General features: G+C 33.4%; 16 protein-coding genes. 6 read left to right on the forward strand and 10 right to left on the reverse strand.

The genetic code is table 11. The annotated features are described in order from the left end of the window. Positions 1–22: 22 nt before the first annotated feature. Positions 23–466, reverse strand: a complete 444-nt coding sequence (locus ACYSNX_RS01495; RefSeq protein ID WP_461752919.1) for a nucleoside deaminase — start codon at positions 464–466, stop codon at positions 23–25. Positions 467–540: 74 nt separating this feature from the next. Between ACYSNX_RS01495 and ACYSNX_RS01500 the strand changes: the two genes are divergently transcribed. The 3 genes from ACYSNX_RS01500 to ACYSNX_RS01510 all read left to right on the forward strand — a co-directional run bounded on the left by ACYSNX_RS01500 (position 541) and on the right by ACYSNX_RS01510 (position 4243). Further along, on the forward strand, positions 541–2316 hold the full coding sequence (locus tag ACYSNX_RS01500; RefSeq protein ID WP_461752920.1) for a 1-deoxy-D-xylulose-5-phosphate synthase: 1776 nt from the start codon (positions 541–543) through the stop codon (positions 2314–2316). Further along, the gene (locus ACYSNX_RS01505) at positions 2313–3527 is read left to right on the forward strand and encodes a DUF3078 domain-containing protein (protein WP_461752921.1); all 1215 of its coding nucleotides are present in this window, start codon (positions 2313–2315) and stop codon (positions 3525–3527) included. Before ACYSNX_RS01500 ends, ACYSNX_RS01505 begins: the two co-directional genes overlap by 4 nt. Positions 3528–3592: 65 nt before the next feature. After that, a complete protein-coding gene (locus ACYSNX_RS01510) occupies positions 3593–4243 on the forward strand; it encodes a porin family protein (protein WP_461752922.1) in 651 nt (216 codons plus the stop codon). A 585-nt stretch (positions 4244–4828) separates the two neighbouring features. Here ACYSNX_RS01510 and rpoN read toward each other — a convergent pair. The 5 genes from rpoN to ACYSNX_RS01535 all read right to left on the reverse strand — a co-directional run bounded on the left by rpoN (position 4829) and on the right by ACYSNX_RS01535 (position 10267). Continuing rightward, complete coding sequence (gene rpoN / locus ACYSNX_RS01515) at positions 4829–6286, reverse strand: RNA polymerase factor sigma-54 (protein WP_461752923.1); 1458 nt, start codon at positions 6284–6286, stop codon at positions 4829–4831. 106 nt (positions 6287–6392) lie between these two features. Beyond that, the gene (gene asnS, locus ACYSNX_RS01520) at positions 6393–7826 is read right to left on the reverse strand and encodes an asparagine--tRNA ligase (protein WP_461752924.1); all 1434 of its coding nucleotides are present in this window, start codon (positions 7824–7826) and stop codon (positions 6393–6395) included. A gap of 309 nt (positions 7827–8135) precedes the next feature. After that, on the reverse strand, positions 8136–8699 hold the full coding sequence (frr, locus tag ACYSNX_RS01525) for a ribosome recycling factor (protein ID WP_461752925.1): 564 nt from the start codon (positions 8697–8699) through the stop codon (positions 8136–8138). A gap of 7 nt (positions 8700–8706) precedes the next feature. Further along, positions 8707–9426 (reverse strand): UMP kinase, encoded by a 720-nt coding sequence (pyrH, locus tag ACYSNX_RS01530; protein WP_461752926.1) that lies wholly within the window; start codon positions 9424–9426, stop codon positions 8707–8709. Between the two features lie 46 nt (positions 9427–9472). Then, positions 9473–10267, reverse strand: coding sequence for a patatin-like phospholipase family protein (locus tag ACYSNX_RS01535; protein WP_461752927.1), 795 nt, complete (start codon positions 10265–10267; stop codon positions 9473–9475). A 69-nt stretch (positions 10268–10336) separates the two neighbouring features. On the opposite strand from ACYSNX_RS01535, the gene ACYSNX_RS01540 reads away from it, so the two are divergent. Further along, on the forward strand, positions 10337–10939 hold the full coding sequence (locus tag ACYSNX_RS01540; RefSeq protein WP_461752928.1) for a thioredoxin family protein: 603 nt from the start codon (positions 10337–10339) through the stop codon (positions 10937–10939). Between the two features lie 194 nt (positions 10940–11133). Next, on the forward strand, positions 11134–11430 hold the full coding sequence (locus tag ACYSNX_RS01545; RefSeq protein ID WP_461752929.1) for a hypothetical protein: 297 nt from the start codon (positions 11134–11136) through the stop codon (positions 11428–11430). 186 nt (positions 11431–11616) lie between these two features. On the opposite strand, the gene truB is transcribed toward ACYSNX_RS01545, so the two are convergent. From truB to ACYSNX_RS01565, 4 genes are read right to left on the reverse strand one after another with little or no spacing between them, the layout of a single operon-like run. Continuing rightward, complete coding sequence (gene truB, locus ACYSNX_RS01550; RefSeq protein ID WP_461752930.1) at positions 11617–12333, reverse strand: tRNA pseudouridine(55) synthase TruB; 717 nt, start codon at positions 12331–12333, stop codon at positions 11617–11619. Continuing rightward, positions 12333–13142 carry an undecaprenyl-diphosphate phosphatase gene (locus tag ACYSNX_RS01555; protein WP_461752931.1) on the reverse strand — a complete coding sequence of 270 codons (810 nt, stop codon included), beginning with the start codon at positions 13140–13142 and terminating at the stop codon, positions 12333–12335. Before ACYSNX_RS01555 ends, truB begins: the two co-directional genes overlap by 1 nt. A gap of 20 nt (positions 13143–13162) precedes the next feature. Beyond that, complete coding sequence (locus ACYSNX_RS01560) at positions 13163–13390, reverse strand: DUF3098 domain-containing protein (RefSeq protein ID WP_461752932.1); 228 nt, start codon at positions 13388–13390, stop codon at positions 13163–13165. Positions 13391–13399: 9 nt separating this feature from the next. Further along, positions 13400–14281 carry a cell division protein FtsX gene (locus ACYSNX_RS01565; RefSeq protein ID WP_461752933.1) on the reverse strand — a complete coding sequence of 294 codons (882 nt, stop codon included), beginning with the start codon at positions 14279–14281 and terminating at the stop codon, positions 13400–13402. 174 nt (positions 14282–14455) lie between these two features. Here ACYSNX_RS01565 and leuS point away from each other — a divergent pair, with 174 nt between their 5' ends. Next, positions 14456–17269 (forward strand): leucine--tRNA ligase, encoded by a 2814-nt coding sequence (gene leuS, locus ACYSNX_RS01570; protein WP_461752934.1) that lies wholly within the window; start codon positions 14456–14458, stop codon positions 17267–17269. The last annotated feature ends 70 nt before the right edge of the window (positions 17270–17339 follow it).

A 17339-nucleotide genomic window follows, 5' to 3' on the forward strand; every position in this document is an offset into this window, starting at 1 on the left:
TAGCTAAGTTACTATTAAAAAGCTATTTATTTCTCTTTCGTTTGAAGAATTCCTGGATAATTTGTGTAGATTCTTGCTCTAAAATTCCGAACGATATTTCGGTTTTTGGGTGAAGCTGTGCACCCATTGCTCTATATCCTCTTTGTGGATCCTCACTAGAGCATATTATTTTTGAAATTTGGCTCCAGTATAAAGCTCCCGCACACATTTGGCACGGCTCTAAGGTTATATAAAGTGTACAGTTTTTTAAATATTTAGCCCCAAGGTAATTTGCTGCAGAACTTATAGCTTGCATTTCTGCATGAGCAGTGACATCATGTAGTAATTCCGTTAAATTATGGGTCTTAGCTATGATCTGATTATTTGCTACAATTACTGCTCCAACTGGAATTTCTCCTTGCTCTGCGGCAATTTTTGCTTGATTTATAGCAATTTGCATATAGTATTGGTCGTTTAAGATATCCATAATGGTTGGTTTATATTATTATAGGTTCAAAAGTAAAAACAAAATTGTAATTTTGTTTTAATATATAGCAAACAATGTCCCAAATTATGTTAGAACAAATAAATGACCCAAGTGATTTGAAACAGCTTTCTTTTGAGCAGTTACAAGAGGTAGCTCAGCAAATAAGAAGATTCATCATTGATATAGTTGCAACTAAAGAAGGTCATTTAGGCGCAAGTTTAGGAGTTGTTGAGCTGACAATTGCTTTACATTATGTTTTCAATACTCCAAAAGATATATTGATTTGGGATGTAGGTCACCAAGCTTACGGACATAAATTGCTAACTGGTAGAAGAAATGTTTTTCATACCAATAGACAAAAAGATGGTATAAGCGGTTTTCCTAAACCTAGTGAAAGTATCTATGATGGATTTGGCGTTGGCCATTCTTCCACTTCTATATCTGCTGCCCTTGGGATGGCAATTGCCTCGAATTTAAAAGGAGAAATAAACAAAGAACATATCGCTGTTATAGGTGATGCTTCTATTGCATCTGGCATGGCTTTTGAAGGCCTGAATCACGCTGGAGTAAGTAATGCTAATATATTGGTTATCCTCAATGACAATGCCATTGGTATAGACCCAAGTGTTGGAGCTCTAAAGGATTATTTAACTAAAGTCAAATTAGGGGAGAATCCAAAGGTGAATAATATGATTAAGAGTTTAAATTTTGATTATAGCGGACCAATAGATGGACACGATTTACCTAAAGTAATTAGTGAATTAGAGAGGTTAAAGAAAAAGAAGGGGCCTAGGTTCTTACACTTAGTAACCACTAAAGGAAAAGGTTTAAAACAAGCCGAACTAGATCAAGTAAAATACCATGCTCCAGGTAAGTTTGATAGCCAAACAGGAGAGTTGATTGTAAAAAAAGAAAAGGAGTTTCCTGCAAAATACCAAGATGTTTTTGGCCATACATTAGTTGAGTTAGCTAAGATAAATCCAAACATTGTAGGTATTACAGCAGCAATGCCGACTGGGAGTTCTATGAAATTCCTTATGGATGCTATACCAGAGAGGGGAATTGATGTAGGTATTGCAGAACAGCATGCCGTTACCTTAGCAGCTGGAATGGCTACCCAGGGAATGATTCCTTTTGTAGCTATTTATTCTACTTTTTTACAAAGGGCTTATGATCAGGTTATACACGATGTTGCTATACAAAACTTACCAGTTGTGTTTTGTTTAGATCGCGCTGGTTTGGTAGGAGAAGATGGCCCGACACATCATGGAGTGTTTGATATTGCTTATTTAAATTGTATACCCAATATGAGTATAGCTGCTCCATTAAATGAATTAGAATTGAGAAATTTAATTTTTTATGCACAAAGTGGGATTAGTGGTCCTTTAGCAATTCGTTATCCAAGAGGCAAGGGAGTAATGGATCTAGATTGGCAGAGAGAATTTCGGTCAATAACCCCAGGGCAAGTAGCACAGTTAGAGAAAGGTAGTGACTTTGCTATATTAAGTACAGGTAGTATCGGTAACAATGTAATTGAGGCATTTAAGCAAAAAAACAACAATATGTGGTCTCACTATCATTTTATGTTTATAAAGCCTTTAAATGTTGAAAAATTACATTTAATTTGCCAAACTTATTCAGAGCTTGTTACTTTTGAAGATGGCTGTGAGATTGGTGGGTTCGGAAGCAGTATTGCAAGTTTTGTAGCCCAGCATTATCCACACATAAGCGTGCGAATTATTGGAATAAAGGATGAATTCATTGAACATGCAACCGTTTTAGAACAACAAGAGCATTGTAAAATAGATATACAAAGTATTGTGTCATTAATTAATTTAGAAGAGAATTGAAAAGGTTTATTATTTTTACATTAAATATTTCCACCTGTTTATTCGGAGTTTGTGCTTTTGCTCAAAATTCTGTTTCTAACAAAACGCCCTTGCAGCAACTTAGCCAAGATTCTTTGGCTCAACGTCCAATCACTGATCAACAAGGTACTCAGGTAAATCCGTTTAACTCTTTAATGCGTTTTACTCCCCCTAAGGATTATAGCCCTGGTTTAGGTGCTAATAATTCTAGTGATGTGGATGCGCCTTATTTTAAGCCTGAGATTTTTGTAAAACAAAGTAAACCTAAGTTTTCTAAGATTGAAATAAAGTACGATCCAACTAAAAATTTACATGTTTTACCTCTAAATAATGAAATAGTTGGTTATTGGGAAGGTAAGAATTTGATTGGTTTAGATTTCAACCAGATTGCTTTTGTGAATTGGAGTTCAGGAGGGGACAACTCTATTTCTGGTCTTTTAAAGGCAGATTTAAGTCGTAAATACATCAAAGGTAGATTGATATGGGATAATCGCTTAAATGTAAGATATGGAGTAAATAAGCAAAGTGATAGAGAGCTTCGCAAGAGTGAGGATGTATTTGAATTCAACTCTACTTTTGGATATAAAAGTACTGTGGTTTCTGATTGGTACTATGTTGCTAAGCTAAATTTCAAAACTCAATTAACAGACGGGTTCAATTATCCAAATACCGATGAGCCAGTTTCTAGATGGTTTGCACCAGCATATTTATTTGTCGGGATTGGAGCCGAGTACATAGCACCAAAGAGTGGTATGAAATTTTATTTATCACCAATAACCTACAAGGCTACTTTTGTTAGTGATCAACGACTTGCTGATCAAGGATCTTTTGGTGTGGATAAAGCTGTCTTAGATGAATTTGGAAATATTATCAAGCACGGTCAAAGATATAGGGCAGAATTAGGTTTTTTATTAAGTACAGAATGGAGAAAAGAGATTCTTAAGAATATTGTTTTCGAAAATAAATTAAGTCTATATAGCGATTATGTGAACCGTTTTGGAAATGTAGATGTTGCTTGGGAGATGAAACTTGATTTAAAAGTTAATAATTATGTTCGTGCAAACATTGGTACCAACTTAGTATATGACGATAGTATAAAAACCAATGTTGATGTGGATGGTGAACAGGTAATGAAAGGACCAAGAGTTCAGTTTAAACAAGTTTTAGGTGTAGGTTTAGTATATACTTTTTAATGATCAAATAAATGGTATTTAAAATTAAAATGGCGGTTTTGTTGTGTTGTTTAAGCTTTGTATCCATGCAGGCTAAACAATATGATTTGTTGCCTGTGGATCCCAGTAAAGCAGATAGTCTTACTATAGATACTAAATATAGGGAAGATCAATTTTACTTTGGTCTTACTCATACCCTAATGCAAGGTAAACCGGATGGATTTTCTCCATATTCTTTTTCTTTAGGAATGAATGTTGGTTTTTTAAGGGATATGCCCATTAATAAGAATAGAACATTTTCTATAGCTCCTGGTTTTGGTTTTTCCTATAATAACTTAAGGAGCAACCTAGGATTGAGTCCCCAGAAAGAGCATATTATATTAGATAAGTATAAAAAGAACTCCCTTTCTCTTCATTATTTAGATTTTCCTATTGAATTTCGATGGAGAAATTCCACAGCTGAAAGTCATAAGTTCTGGCGTGTATATCTAGGTTTTAAAGCTAGTTACTTACTTAGTAACAGAAGTAAAACCAGTACAGATGATTACTCTATTATTCTAAGAAATGACCCAAATATTAGAAAATGGCAATTTGGATTATATGGTTCAATGGGCTTTAATACATGGAATTTTTATGTGTATTATGGCCTTAATGAAATTTATAAAAAGGATGTTTTAGTAGACGATCCTCAAAGATTGCGCGTATTGAATCTAGGTTTGATGTTTTATATTTTATAATATAAGGCTTACTATTCCTATAAAATAAGCCAATAAAATACTATAAGCATTGTCGGTTTTTTCTAGTAGACTTTTACAGGCCAAGAGGCTTGTCAAGAGGATAAAGAAGATAAACAACATGAGTAAGGGTTGGTAAAATTGTAAACTAGTATAGAATATATATCCTATAAGATTACTGCCCAAACAAATGGATAAATGTACTTTTTGCCCACTTATAAAAAAGGCCATTACTAAGATGTAAGTATATAATAATGTTTTAAAATAGACTAAAAGGGCATGAGGATAAGTTGGATTGAAAATCCAAAAGTACGCCCAAAGTAAAGCCAAAGTCGATAAGAAATAGTACAGAAATGTTCTTGAGCTTTGTTTAAGCTTTCTGTTTTTATAGCGAATATTAGTAATAAGTAATCGCATTAAAAAGGGTAATACTAGGGTAGTTAAAATCACCTGGAGTAGATGAATTCCAATTTCAAGATCCTGAAAATATCCTCTAGCACAATAGAAATAGATTAAAGTAGCGTAAAAAGGTTGAAATAATGGATGGTAAAGGCCATAGATTAGTGCCAGAAATCGCTGCATAACCTATTAAATACGTTTGCGCATTCTAGCCACTGGAATATCTAATTGCTCTCTATATTTAGCTATAGTTCTACGAGCAATAGGGTATCCTTTTTCTTTTAATATCTCCGCTAACTTATCATCTGGGTAAGGTTTGCTTTTATCCTCTTCTTGAATAATATTTTCTAAGATGTTTTTTATTTCAATAGTAGAAACCTCTTCTCCTTGGTCGTTTATCATTGCTTCAGAAAAGAAATTTTTAATAAGTTTGGTACCATAAGGTGTTTCAACATATTTACTATTTGCAACCCTAGAAATAGTAGATATATCTAAGGATATAATATCGGCAATGTCCTTTAGAATCATTGGCCTTAATTTTGTTTCATCTCCTGTTAAGAAATAATCCTTTTGATAATCCATTATAGCATGCATAGTATAGTACAAAGTGTCTTGACGTTGTTTAATAGCATCAATGAACCATTTAGCCCCATCTAGTTTTTGTTTGATGAATTGTACTGCATTCTTCTGGTCATTTGAAGCTAGGTTACTCTCTTTATAGGCTTGTAACATTTCTTGGTACTCTTTGGAAATATGAAGTTCTGGTGCATTTCGTCCATTTAAACTTAATTCCAATTCATTCTCGACTATTTTGATGGTAAAATCTGGAACGATATGTTCTATGATTTTAGTGTTTTCACTATAAGCACTACCTGGTTTAGGATTCAGTTTTTCGATTTCATCAATACCACTTCTTAGCTGTTCTTTGTTTATAGAATATTTTTGCAATAATTTATCGTAATGCTTTTTAGTAAAAGCATCAAATGAATTTTCTATAATATCTATAGCTAAAGTAATAGCATCGGTTGGAGTTTTATTTACTAGTTGTAATAAAAGACATTCTTGTAAATTTCTTGCGCCTACTCCAAATGGCTCTAATTGATGTATGATAGTTAAGATACGAGAAACAGTTTGCTCATCGGTGTAGATACCTTGAGTGAAAGCCAGATCATCTACTATATCTTGAATATCTCTTCTTAAATAGCCCATGTCATCGATACTTCCAACTAAAAACTGTGCAATAAGCCTGTCTTGTTCACTTAAAGTAAAAGTATTAAGCTGGTTGGATAAATCTTGATGGAAACTATCAAAAGCGATTATTGGAGCTTGGTACTCCTCGTCATCTTTACTATAGTTATTGGCTTGAAGCTTGTAATCTGGGGTCTCGTCGTCGCTTAAATATTCGTCGATATTGATATCATCTGCTTGAATATGCTCATTATCATACTGATCGTAGTCTTCTAAAAATTCCTCTTCTGTAGTAGTTTGTTCCGATTCCTTGCCTGTTTCCAAGGCAGGATTTTCAATCAATTCTTCTTTGAGTCTTTGTTCAAATGCCAAGGTAGGCAATTGAATAAGTTTCATCAATTGGATTTGTTGAGGTGATAGTTTCTGGGATAATTTAAGTTGGAGACTCTGTTTAAGCATGGAATAAGTTTTGGCGAAAAAAAAATGTTTACTTTAAAACATTTCTCTTTCCAAAATTAAGAAAAAAATGTGATAAAGTAAACATTTAATATCTGCTCAGTATAGTTTAGAACTCTGCATTATTTGGGGTTCTAGGAAATGGTATAACATCTCTGATGTTTGTCATTCCAGTAACAAATAATACTAGTCTTTCAAAACCTAATCCAAAACCACTATGAGGGGCTGTTCCGAATTTACGAGTATCTAAATACCAAGAAAGTTCTTTTTTGTCAATTCCCATTTTCTCGATTTTCTCTAGTAGAACATCGTATCTTTCTTCTCTTTCAGAACCTCCTACAATTTCACCAATTCCAGGAAAAAGTACATCCATTGCTCTTACCGTTTTACCATCGTCATTTAATCTCATGTAAAATGCTTTAATATCTGCAGGGTAATCAAAAAGAATTACTGGACATTTAAAATGTTTTTCTACTAAGAATCTCTCATGCTCACTTTGAAGGTCAATTCCCCATTGATCTACAGGGTATTTGAATTTCTTATTCTTATTAGGCTTAGAGTTCTTTAAAATATCGATTGCCTCTGTATAGCTAACACGTTTAAAGTTGTTTTCTACAACAAAGTTTAATTTTTCTAGTAATGACATGTCGCTTCGTTGAGCTTGCGGTTTACTTTTCTCTTCGTCTTTTAAACGTTGCTCTAAGAACTGTAAGTCATCTTGACATTTGTCTAATGTATAACTAATCACATATTTAATAAAGTCTTCTGCAAGATCCATGTCTTCATCTAACTTAATAAAAGCTACCTCTGGTTCAATCATCCAGAATTCGGCTAAGTGACGAGATGTGTTTGAGTTTTCTGCACGGAAAGTAGGACCAAAAGTATATACTGAGCCTAAAGCCATTGCATATGTTTCTGCTTCTAATTGTCCTGAAACAGTTAAGTTAGTTGTCTTTCCGAAGAAATCTTGTGAATAATCTACTTTACCTTGTTCATCTTTAGGTAAATTATTCAGATCTAAGTTAGTAACACGAAACATTTCTCCTGCTCCTTCTGCATCTGATCCAGTAATAATTGGGGCATTAAAGTAGAAGAAACCATTCTCTTGGAAGTATTTATGTACAGCAAAAGAAAGGGTACTACGCACACGCATAATAGCACCGAAAACATTCGTTCTAATTCTTAAATGAGCATTATCACGTAAAAATTCTAAAGAGTGTTTTTTAGGTTGAATTGGGTACTCTTCTGGATTAGCCTCTCCATACACTTTTAATTTATTTACTTGTATTTCGACATTTTGTCCTGCACCTTGGCTTTCAACTAATGTACCGGTGATGGATAATGCTGCTCCTGTATGAATTTTTTTCAATAAATCAGCTGGAAATTTATCTAAATCAAGTACACATTGTATATTTTTAATTGTAGATCCATCATTCAAGGCAATAAATTGATTGTTTCTAAAGGTTTTTACCCATCCTTTAGCTTTGACTTCATGCAATAGGTTTTTACCTGTTAGAAGATCGATAATTTTCGTGTGTTTCATTGTGAATTATAATTTAGTCTGTGTATTTGTGTGTTCAAAAAACAAAATACACGCAAATTTAATAAAAATCTCTTGATATAAGAAAAGTATTGTTTCCTTGCGATAAAGATTGTGTAATAAAAAAGCTAACTTTTTTAGCCTAAGGGTAAAGATAAATTCTTCCTTAAGTGGATATTATAAAGTTTAACAAGGATTCTTTGTTACGGGATTTTTATTTTATGGCTTTTCGAGACCTATTTATTTGAGTTGTCCTTTTGGATAATGGGGAAAAATAAAACATAAAAAAATCCGCTTTAAAGCGGATTCTAATTAAACCTTCATAATCTCTGCATCTTTAACAGAGAAAATTTCGTCTATCTTTTTTACATAAGCGTCTGTAAGCTTTTGAATTCTTTCTTCAGCTAATTTGCAAATATCTTCAGAAGTACCATTTTTTTCTTCTTTTTTGATATCGTTATTTGCATCCTTACGAGCATTACGAATAACAATTTTCGCATCGTCTGCTTCTGTTTTAGCTTGTTTAGAAAGTTCTTTACGTCTCTCCTCTGTCAATGCTGGGATGTTTATAATGATATTATCTCCATTGTTCATAGGGTTTAAACCTAAGTTTGCAATTAAGATTGCTTTTTCAATAGGTTGTAACATCGATTTTTCCCATGGAGTAACAGATAAAGTTCTTGCATCTGGAGCGTTTACGTTAGCTACTTGAGAAAGTGGTGTTTGAGAACCGTAATAATCTACAAAAACAGAACCTAGCATTTGTGGTGATGCTTTTCCTGCACGAATGTTTAAAAGTGTTCTTTCTAAATGTGCAATTCCATTATCCATCGATTCTTTTGCACTGTCGATAATAAGCTCTAGTTCTTCTGTCATAGTGTTATTAATTAATGTTTACAGATACAGTTGTACCAACGTTATCATGTCCTTGGCAAACTTTTAATAAATTCTCTTCTTTGTTCATATCAAATACAACAATTGGTAAGTCATTTTCTCTACTTAGAGTAAATGCTGTTGTATCCATTACGTTTAACCCTTTTGTTAATACATCTGCGAAAGAAATTTTTTCATATTTGATTGCAGTAGGATCTTTTTCAGGATCTGCTGAATAAACACCGTCTACTCTTGTACCTTTTAAGATAACATCAGCGTTAATCTCAACTCCTCTTAAAACAGCTGCAGTATCTGTAGTAAAGTATGGGTTTCCTGTTCCAGCTCCAAAAATTACAATACGTCCTTTTTCTAAGTGACGAACTGCTCTTCTTTTGATATAAGGTTCAGCTACTGCTTCGATTTTTAAAGCAGTCTGTAATCTAGTTTGCATTCCAGCTGCTTCAAGAGCTCCTTGTAATGCCATACCATTAATCACAGTTGCTAACATTCCCATATAATCACCTTGTACACGGTCCATTCCTACGTTAGCACCTGCTACACCTCTAAAAATATTTCCACCTCCAATTACAATGGCAATTTCAACGCCTAAGTCGTGAATTTTTTTAACGTCTTGTGCATAGCTAGCCAATTTTTTTGGATCTATACCATATTGTTGATCACCCATTAGAGCTTCTCCACTCAATTTTAGTAGAATTCTTTTGTATTTCATCGAGATTATATTTTAAAAGTTTTGCAAATATAGATATAATAAAGTACTATGAAATAGCTTTTAGCAATTTATCTTTATTTGTTAGGTAACTCTCTTTAGTATGGGTATAGCCTAGTTCATAGATTTGTTCCATTTTTAATTTACTGGTTTCAAAAGTAGTAAAGTTAGAAAGCTCCTGTGGTTCGATTAGCCAATTACATAAAACAGCCTGTTGGTCATAATTGGCTCTACTCATTAGTTCAAAGGCTCTTAAGGTTACTTCCTTAATGTTTTTTAATTCTTTAGTTAGTTCCTTTTGAAAAGGGCAAGCATTGACGCCAATTAAATAATCACAATCATGTTTAATAATATCGGTGGGAAAATTATTTAAAATTCCTCCATCACTATAGAGATTCTGTCCAATGTTTATTGGAGAGAAAATTCCTGGAAAAGCGCAAGATGCCAATATTGCTTGGGTAATTTTGGTTTGGGGTTCAAATATATGTAAAGTTCCCTTGTTTATATCCGTTGCTGTGATGTACGTAGGGATAGGAAGATCACTTAATGTTTTATTTTGAAAAATATGATAGAGATATTTTTCAAAAGCATAAGCATCCATTAGGCCTGGTTTACTAAAGGTAAAATGAGACCAATTGAAGATGTTTATCGATTGGAAAAAGCTTAGTATTTCTTGGGAAGGCATACCAATAGAGTATAAGCAGCCAATCATAGCTCCTGCACTTGTGCCAGAGATTACTTCTGGTTTTATTTGTAGCTCTTCAAAAAATTTTAATACGCCTGCATGAGCTAATCCTTTATGGCCTCCTCCTGAAAGCGCAAGTCCAATGCTTTTGTTTTTCATTTTAAACTGAGTTTAAGGATTGATAAAATACCTTACCTTTGATAGATGTTTAATCTAAAATTAAGGAAAATGAAGCACATTAGCTTAGATGTAGTAGAGAAAAGTATAAAATATTCTGCATTTCGAGATTTAGTAACCAATGCATTGGAAAATGACCCTTCTGTTTTGGAATTAAGTGAAGATTATTTGCAATATGCCATTTTAAATCAAACTCGCGTTAAGCGTTTGGATAAAACCTTAAAAGTGCTTCCAGAAGTTAAAAAGCAACTGGAGCATCTGCATAGAGAGTTTATTTGGTTAGTAATCACCGAGAGCTGGTGTGGTGACGCAGCACAGATTTTACCTATGATTCATAAAATGAGTGAATGTAGTGAGCATATTAGTCTTAAAATTTTATTCAGAGATCAAAACTTGGAATTAATGGATGCATTTTTGACTAATGGGGCAAGGGCTATTCCTAAGTTAATTGTGTTGGATAAAAAAAAATTAGAAGTCTTGGCTTCGTGGGGGCCACGTCCAAAGCTTGCTCAAGATGTAGTTGTAGCCTATAAACAAGAGCACGGAGTGTTTGATTCTCAAGGTGGTGCCGAACTACAATTATGGTATACTAAAGATAAAGGTGTTGAAATTCAAAAAGAGATTTCAGCTCTAATGCAGACCCTAAATAAATAATTCTAGGTTCAGGCTAGGGGATGCTGTTTTTTAGTTTACTCAAGAAAAAGGATTCTTAGCATAATTTCTTAATGCTTAATACAAGTTTTATGCTATTTTTACTTTTAATAATTAGTCAACTATAACAAGTGAGATTTATCTATTTAATAAAAATTCTGTTAGGATTGAGCTTTTTAGTTTGCTGTAAAAACTCCATGGAATCAATAGCAGATAATAAGCGCTCAGAATCCTTTTCCGTCAACTACTGTGAGTTAGTAGAGAAAGAGTCCCTTTTAGAGGATAAGGCAGTTTCCTTACGGGTAACGGCTAAACAAAAGAGTGGAGTCATTTACAAAGGAGAAATCTTTTTTAAAGGAGATATTGGAGCAGGCTATGTCAACAATAATGTGAAAGATTCGATATTCATTCATGTTCGCCGTTCTATAAGCCTTGGCTTTATCGGAGTTGATCTCAATGGTAATAAGTATCAAGTTCTTATTCAGAGTAATTAATATGCCAAAAGGGGGCTATCTCATAAAGGTTACCTAGCTGTCATTCAGGAATAAATTATTAGGTATAATTTATATTTCAGATTAAATAATTAAATTATACTAAGTAAAGCACGATATTTATTAAGTAAAAAAGGGGCTGTCTTCAATTGTGAGACAACCCCTTTTGGTATGCATATGTTGTAAACCTTATTCTTGTAAAGGAGTACTTTGTAAAATTTCTTTTTCAAAATCTTCTATGTTCCAAGCATTATCTACATCGTAAAGCCCTATCTTGGTTCTTCTTAATGCAGTTAAATGTGCTCCACTTTGTAGAGATTTTCCTATGTCAAAAGCTAGTGAACGAATATAGGTTCCCTTTGAGCAGTCTACTTTAAAATCTATAGTAGGTAGGTCTATTTTAGTAAACTCTAAATCAGCAATATTAATTAATCTGCTTTGGATTTCTACATGTTCTCCTTTTCTAGCATGTTCATAAAGACGTTTGCCATCTTTTTTTAAAGCAGAGAAAATTGGTGGAACTTGTTGAATATCTCCAATATAACTTAAACGAACTTGCTCAATATCCTCTTGGGTGATATGTTGAGTCTCAAAAGTTTGATCAATTTGAGTTTCTAAATCATAGGATGGTGTAGTTGCACCTATAAAAATACTACCTGTATATTGCTTTTGTTGGCCTTGTAACTCAGAAATAGACTTTGTCATTTTTCCGGTACAAATTAAAAGTAATCCTGTGGCTAGTGGATCTAAAGTTCCAGCATGTCCAACTTTTATTTTCTTTAAATTGTATTGCTTTTTTATTAGCCATTTTACTTTGTTAACCACTTGGAAGGAAGACCAGTTAAGTGGTTTGTCTATTAGTAAAACTTGGCCGTTTTCAAAGGCTTCTTTTGTCAATTGAGTCATTATGCTTTAATGTATCCGAAGTAAATTAATAAAATAATACCAACAATAATTCTGTAGTAGCCCCAAGGTTTAAAACCGTATTTACTAATTATGTTGATGAAAAACTTTATAGCAAAAATTGAAACGATAAATGCAATTAGATTTCCTAGTAAAAACATATTCATGTTTTGTTGGTTTTCCAGCAAAAGTTCATATCCAATTTTTCCAGATTCGTATTTTTTTATGGCTATAGAATAAACAGTTACTGCTAGCATTGTGGGAACAGCTAAGAAAAAGGAGAATTCTGCAGCTAATTTTCTGGTTAGCCCTTGTTGCATCCCTCCAATAATAGATGCAGCTGATCTACTTGTTCCTGGCATCATGGCTAAACATTGCCAGAATCCAATGGTGATAGCCTGTTTAATTGTGATATCTTTCTCATGGAATGTTTTAGGATTTTTAAACCATTTATCGACAAATAAAAGGACGAATCCCCCTACAATCAACATAATTGCAATGTAAATTGTTTTACCTAAAACTGCGTCAATTTTCTCATCTAAAAGCTTGCCAAAAAACAAGGCTGGTATAACTGCTAGAAATAGTTTTAAAAAGAAATTTATACGGGTAAAATCTAGGAATTTTCTCCAATATAATACAACAACTGCTAAGATTGCACCAAACTGAATAGCTGTTTGGAAAAGTTTGACAAAATCATCATTTTGAATATTGTAGTATGAGCTAACAAAAATCATGTGAGCTGTTGAAGATACCGGAAGGTATTCAGTTAATCCTTCTACAATTGCAAGAAGAATTGCTTGTATTAAATCCATTTATTTTATGTTATAGTTGTTTACTTTTTGAAAATAGCATAGATAGCTGTAGCTATTCCAATGAAAAATACTGTAGGAGCTAATCGAATTCTTCTAAAGCTATAGATTTGCTCATTGAACTGAGTAGGATCATCATTAGAAGCCCCTGCCATTAAAATAAAGCTTAAAGCAATTAGTGCTAGTGCTATAAATAAGATATAATAGTTTTTCTTTTTAAAAAGAAGTTCTTTTTGAGGTGTGTTTTTCATAATGTAAGCTTAGTAAAGTTCATCAGATTTTAGATTTAAAAATCGTTGGGTTGCAAAAAAGGTACTAATTGAAGTGATAATAATACCGATTAAAAATAAGCCAAAGCAAACAATAGCCAAAGGCATATAATCTTCTTTTGGATTAATGTCTAAATCAGGAAATTTGTTGTCGATATAAAAGTACAAACCAGTTAAGGATATAATAGCTAATAAAGAGCCAATACAGCCTAATTTTATACTATGTCTGATAAAAGGTCTTCGGATAAAGTTTTTAGTAGCTCCAACCATTTGCATTGTTTTAATGGTAAATCTGCTAGAGTAGATAAGTAGTCGCAAAGAGCTGTTTATTAGTAGCATGGAAATAAAAGCTAACACCGCTGTTAATATTAAAACCCACTTAGTAATTACTTTTATATTATCATTTACAAGACTAACTAAGTCTTTGTCATAGGAAACCTGAGATACACCACTTGCTTTTAAAAAGATATCTTCAATTTTTTGAATACTATCTGTTTGCACATAATCTCCTACTAAATAAATATCGAAAGAGTCTTGTAAAGGGTTAAAACCTAGAAATTCAAGAAAGTTCTCTCCTAAGTCTTCTTGATGTTGGGTGGCAGCATCCTCCTTTGAGACATATTTATACTCTTTAATATAAGGAAAGCTCTCTAAGTTTTTATCGAATTCCTTTACTGATTTGTCTGTTGCCTTTTTATCGAAAAAGACAGTCATAGGAATAGTTTCTCTAAAATTATTAGATATTTTTTGAGAATTTATTACAAATAAGCCTAAGCTTCCTAGTAAGAAAAGAACAAGGAAAATACTAAATATTACCGAGAAATAGGAGGTTATTAATTTTCTCTTTTGATATTTTTCGTATGAACTAGCCATAGTGAGTGTTATTTTAAAGGTGTAAAAATAGCAAACAAAAATGTTTTTAAAGGATTATAAGCATTAAAGTTTTCTAATTGTTAGAAATATAGTTTATTTTTGCCTTTAAGGCGTGGTTTTTAAATAAGAATTGCGCGATGTGAATTTATTGTAAAATCTATTTATAAAAGTAGTATGAAGTATAATCCGAATGAAATTGAAGCCAAATGGCAGAAATTTTGGAGTGAGAACCAGACCTTTAAAACCGACAATGCTTCGGATAAACCAAAATATTATGTGCTCGACATGTTTCCTTACCCTTCAGGAGCAGGACTCCATGTAGGACATCCGCTTGGATATATCGCTTCTGATATTTTTTCACGTTATAAACGTCACCAAGGTTTTAATGTCCTTCACCCACAAGGATATGATAGTTTCGGATTACCAGCTGAACAATATGCTATCCAAACAGGACAGCACCCTGCAATTACTACTCAAGAAAATATTGCTAGATATCGTGAGCAATTAGATCGTATTGGATTTTCTTTTGACTGGGATAGAGAGGTACGTACTTCAGATGCTGATTACTACAAACATACACAGTGGATTTTCATACAATTGTTTAATGCTTGGTTTAATTTAGATAAAAATAAAGCTGAAGATATTTCAACGCTTATCCAAGAGTTTGAACAAAATGGAAACACTAAGGTTAATGCTGTTTGTCAAGACGGTATTTCAAACTTTAGCGCACAAGAGTGGAATGCGTTTACGGATAAAGAAAAGCAAGAAATTCTTTTACAGTATAGAATGACTTATTTGGCAGAAACGGAAGTGAACTGGTGTCCAGCACTAGGAACAGTTTTAGCTAATGATGAAATTAAAGATGGACTTTCTGAAAGAGGTGGGCATCCTGTTGTTCGTAAAAAGATGATGCAATGGAGTATGAGAATCGCTGCTTACGCAGATAGATTATTAGAAGGATTAAATGATATAGACTGGACAGAGAGTTTAAAAGAAAGTCAAAGAAACTGGATAGGTAAAAGTGTTGGTGCGTCTGTTGTTTTCAATGTTAAGGACTCTAATAACACTATTGAAGTTTTTACTACTAGACCTGAAACTATCTTTGGGGTGTCTTTTATGACTTTAGCTCCTGAGCATGAATTGGTAGAAAAAATAACTACTGCGGAACAAAAAGAACAAGTTCAACAGTATGTTGAAGCTACCTCTAAGCGTAGTGAAAGAGAGCGAATGGCAGATGTGAAAACTATCTCTGGAGTTTTTACAGGAGCTTATGCTGAACACCCGTTTACAAAAGAGCCTGTCCAAATTTGGATTGGAGATTATGTGTTGGCTGGTTATGGTACAGGTGCAGTAATGGCCGTTCCTTCTGGGGATACTAGAGACTATGCTTTTGCTAAGCATTTTGACATTCCTATCATTAATGTCTTTGATAAAGATATTTCAGAACAGGCCTATAGTGAGAAAACAGGTTTTAAATTAATAAACTCTGATTTTTTAAATGGGATGTCTTTTGAAGATGGTGTTGCAAAGAGTATTGAAGAGTTAGAGAAAATTAATCATGGTAAAGGGAAAGTAAATTACCGCTTACGTGATGCAGTTTTCTCAAGACAAAGATATTGGGGGGAGCCTTTTCCTGTATACTACCAAGATGGTTTGCCTCAAATGATCGATAAGGAATTTTTGCCAATTGTTTTACCAGAGGTGGAAAAATACTTGCCAACTTCTGATGGACAACCTCCTTTAGGTAATGCCAAACAATGGGCTTGGGATACTGTGGCAAATAAAGTAGTAGCTACGGATTCAATTAATGATAAAACGGTTTTCCCTCTAGAGTTGAATACTATGCCAGGCTGGGCTGGTTCTTCTTGGTATTGGATGCGTTATATGGATGCAGATAATAAGGAAGAGTTTGCAAGTAAAGAAGCTTTAGATTACTGGAGAGAGGTGGATCTATATATAGGAGGAAATGAGCATGCAACAGGACACTTATTGTATAGTAGATTTTGGAATAAGTTCCTTAAGGATTTAGGTTATGCTCCTACTGAGGAACCTTTCAAGAAGCTTATCAATCAAGGAATGATTTTAGGTACGTCTGCTTTTGTATATAGAATTGAAGGGACAAATACCTTTATATCTAAAGATATGATTACAGATCAGAAAGTACAACAATTATATGTGTATGTTGGTTATGTAAATTCTTCTTCAGAATTAGACACAGATAGCTTTAAGGCATGGAGACCTGATTATGCTGATGCGGAATTTATTTTAAATGATCAAGGAAAGTATATCGTTGGTCACGAAGTGGAAAAGATGTCAAAATCCTATTTCAACGTAGTTAATCCAGATGATATTTGTAATGAGTATGGTGCGGATACCCTTCGTTTATATGAAATGTTTTTAGGGCCTTTAGAGCAAGCTAAGCCATGGAATACAGCTGGTATTTCAGGAGTAGCAGGATTCTTGAAAAAGTTATGGAGACTATATGCAGATGACAATGGGGTAATTGTAAATGATGACAAGCCAACTCCTCAGATGTACAAGACTTTACATAAGACAATCAAAAAAGTAATTGAAGATATTGAAGGTTTCTCTTTTAATACTTCTGTTTCTCAGTTTATGATCTGTGTAAATGAGCTTAGTCAGCAAAAATGCCATAACCGCGATATTTTGGAGCCATTGGCAATTCTAGTATCTCCATACGCTCCACATATAGCTGAAGAGCTATGGTCTATGTTAGGGCATACAGAATCGATTTCATTGGTAAAGTTTCCTGAATTTAACCAACAATATTTGGTAGAGAGTTCTAAAGAGTACCCAGTTTCTTTCAATGGGAAGATGCGATTTAAAATAGAATTGGCATTAGATTTAACTTCTGAGCAAATCCAAGAAATTGTATTGGCAGATGAGAGAACAATAGCTCAATTGGCAGGCAAGCAACCTAAGAAGATAATTATTATTCCAGGAAAAATTATCAACCTAGTTGGGTAGATTTTTTAGAATAGTAAATTTAGATAATTAAAAAACGCTCGTTGAAAGTATGTATACTTTCAACGAGCGT

The organism is Myroides sp. LJL115, from assembly GCF_054871665.1.

Bases quoted from the DNA above. Each gene is read 5' to 3' on its own strand.
- asnS (WP_461752924.1), bottom strand. From the start codon at position 7,826: ATGAAACACACGAAAATTATCGATCTTCTAACAGGTAAAAACCTATTG.
- ACYSNX_RS01510 (WP_461752922.1), top strand. From the start codon at position 3,593: ATGCAGGCTAAACAATATGATTTGTTGCCTGTGGATCCCAGTAAAGCA.
- ACYSNX_RS01540 (WP_461752928.1), top strand. From the start codon at position 10,337: ATGAAGCACATTAGCTTAGATGTAGTAGAGAAAAGTATAAAATATTCT.
- ACYSNX_RS01545 (WP_461752929.1), top strand. From the start codon at position 11,134: ATGGAATCAATAGCAGATAATAAGCGCTCAGAATCCTTTTCCGTCAAC.
- ACYSNX_RS01555 (WP_461752931.1), bottom strand. From the start codon at position 13,142: ATGGATTTAATACAAGCAATTCTTCTTGCAATTGTAGAAGGATTAACT.
- pyrH (WP_461752926.1), bottom strand. From the start codon at position 9,426: ATGAAATACAAAAGAATTCTACTAAAATTGAGTGGAGAAGCTCTAATG.
- ACYSNX_RS01495 (WP_461752919.1), bottom strand. From the start codon at position 466: ATGGATATCTTAAACGACCAATACTATATGCAAATTGCTATAAATCAA.
- leuS (WP_461752934.1), top strand. From the start codon at position 14,456: ATGAAGTATAATCCGAATGAAATTGAAGCCAAATGGCAGAAATTTTGG.
- ACYSNX_RS01500 (WP_461752920.1), top strand. From the start codon at position 541: ATGTCCCAAATTATGTTAGAACAAATAAATGACCCAAGTGATTTGAAA.
- frr (WP_461752925.1), bottom strand. From the start codon at position 8,699: ATGACAGAAGAACTAGAGCTTATTATCGACAGTGCAAAAGAATCGATG.
- ACYSNX_RS01565 (WP_461752933.1), bottom strand. From the start codon at position 14,281: ATGGCTAGTTCATACGAAAAATATCAAAAGAGAAAATTAATAACCTCC.
- truB (WP_461752930.1), bottom strand. From the start codon at position 12,333: ATGACTCAATTGACAAAAGAAGCCTTTGAAAACGGCCAAGTTTTACTA.
- rpoN (WP_461752923.1), bottom strand. From the start codon at position 6,286: ATGCTTAAACAGAGTCTCCAACTTAAATTATCCCAGAAACTATCACCT.
- ACYSNX_RS01560 (WP_461752932.1), bottom strand. From the start codon at position 13,390: ATGAAAAACACACCTCAAAAAGAACTTCTTTTTAAAAAGAAAAACTAT.
- ACYSNX_RS01535 (WP_461752927.1), bottom strand. From the start codon at position 10,267: ATGAAAAACAAAAGCATTGGACTTGCGCTTTCAGGAGGAGGCCATAAA.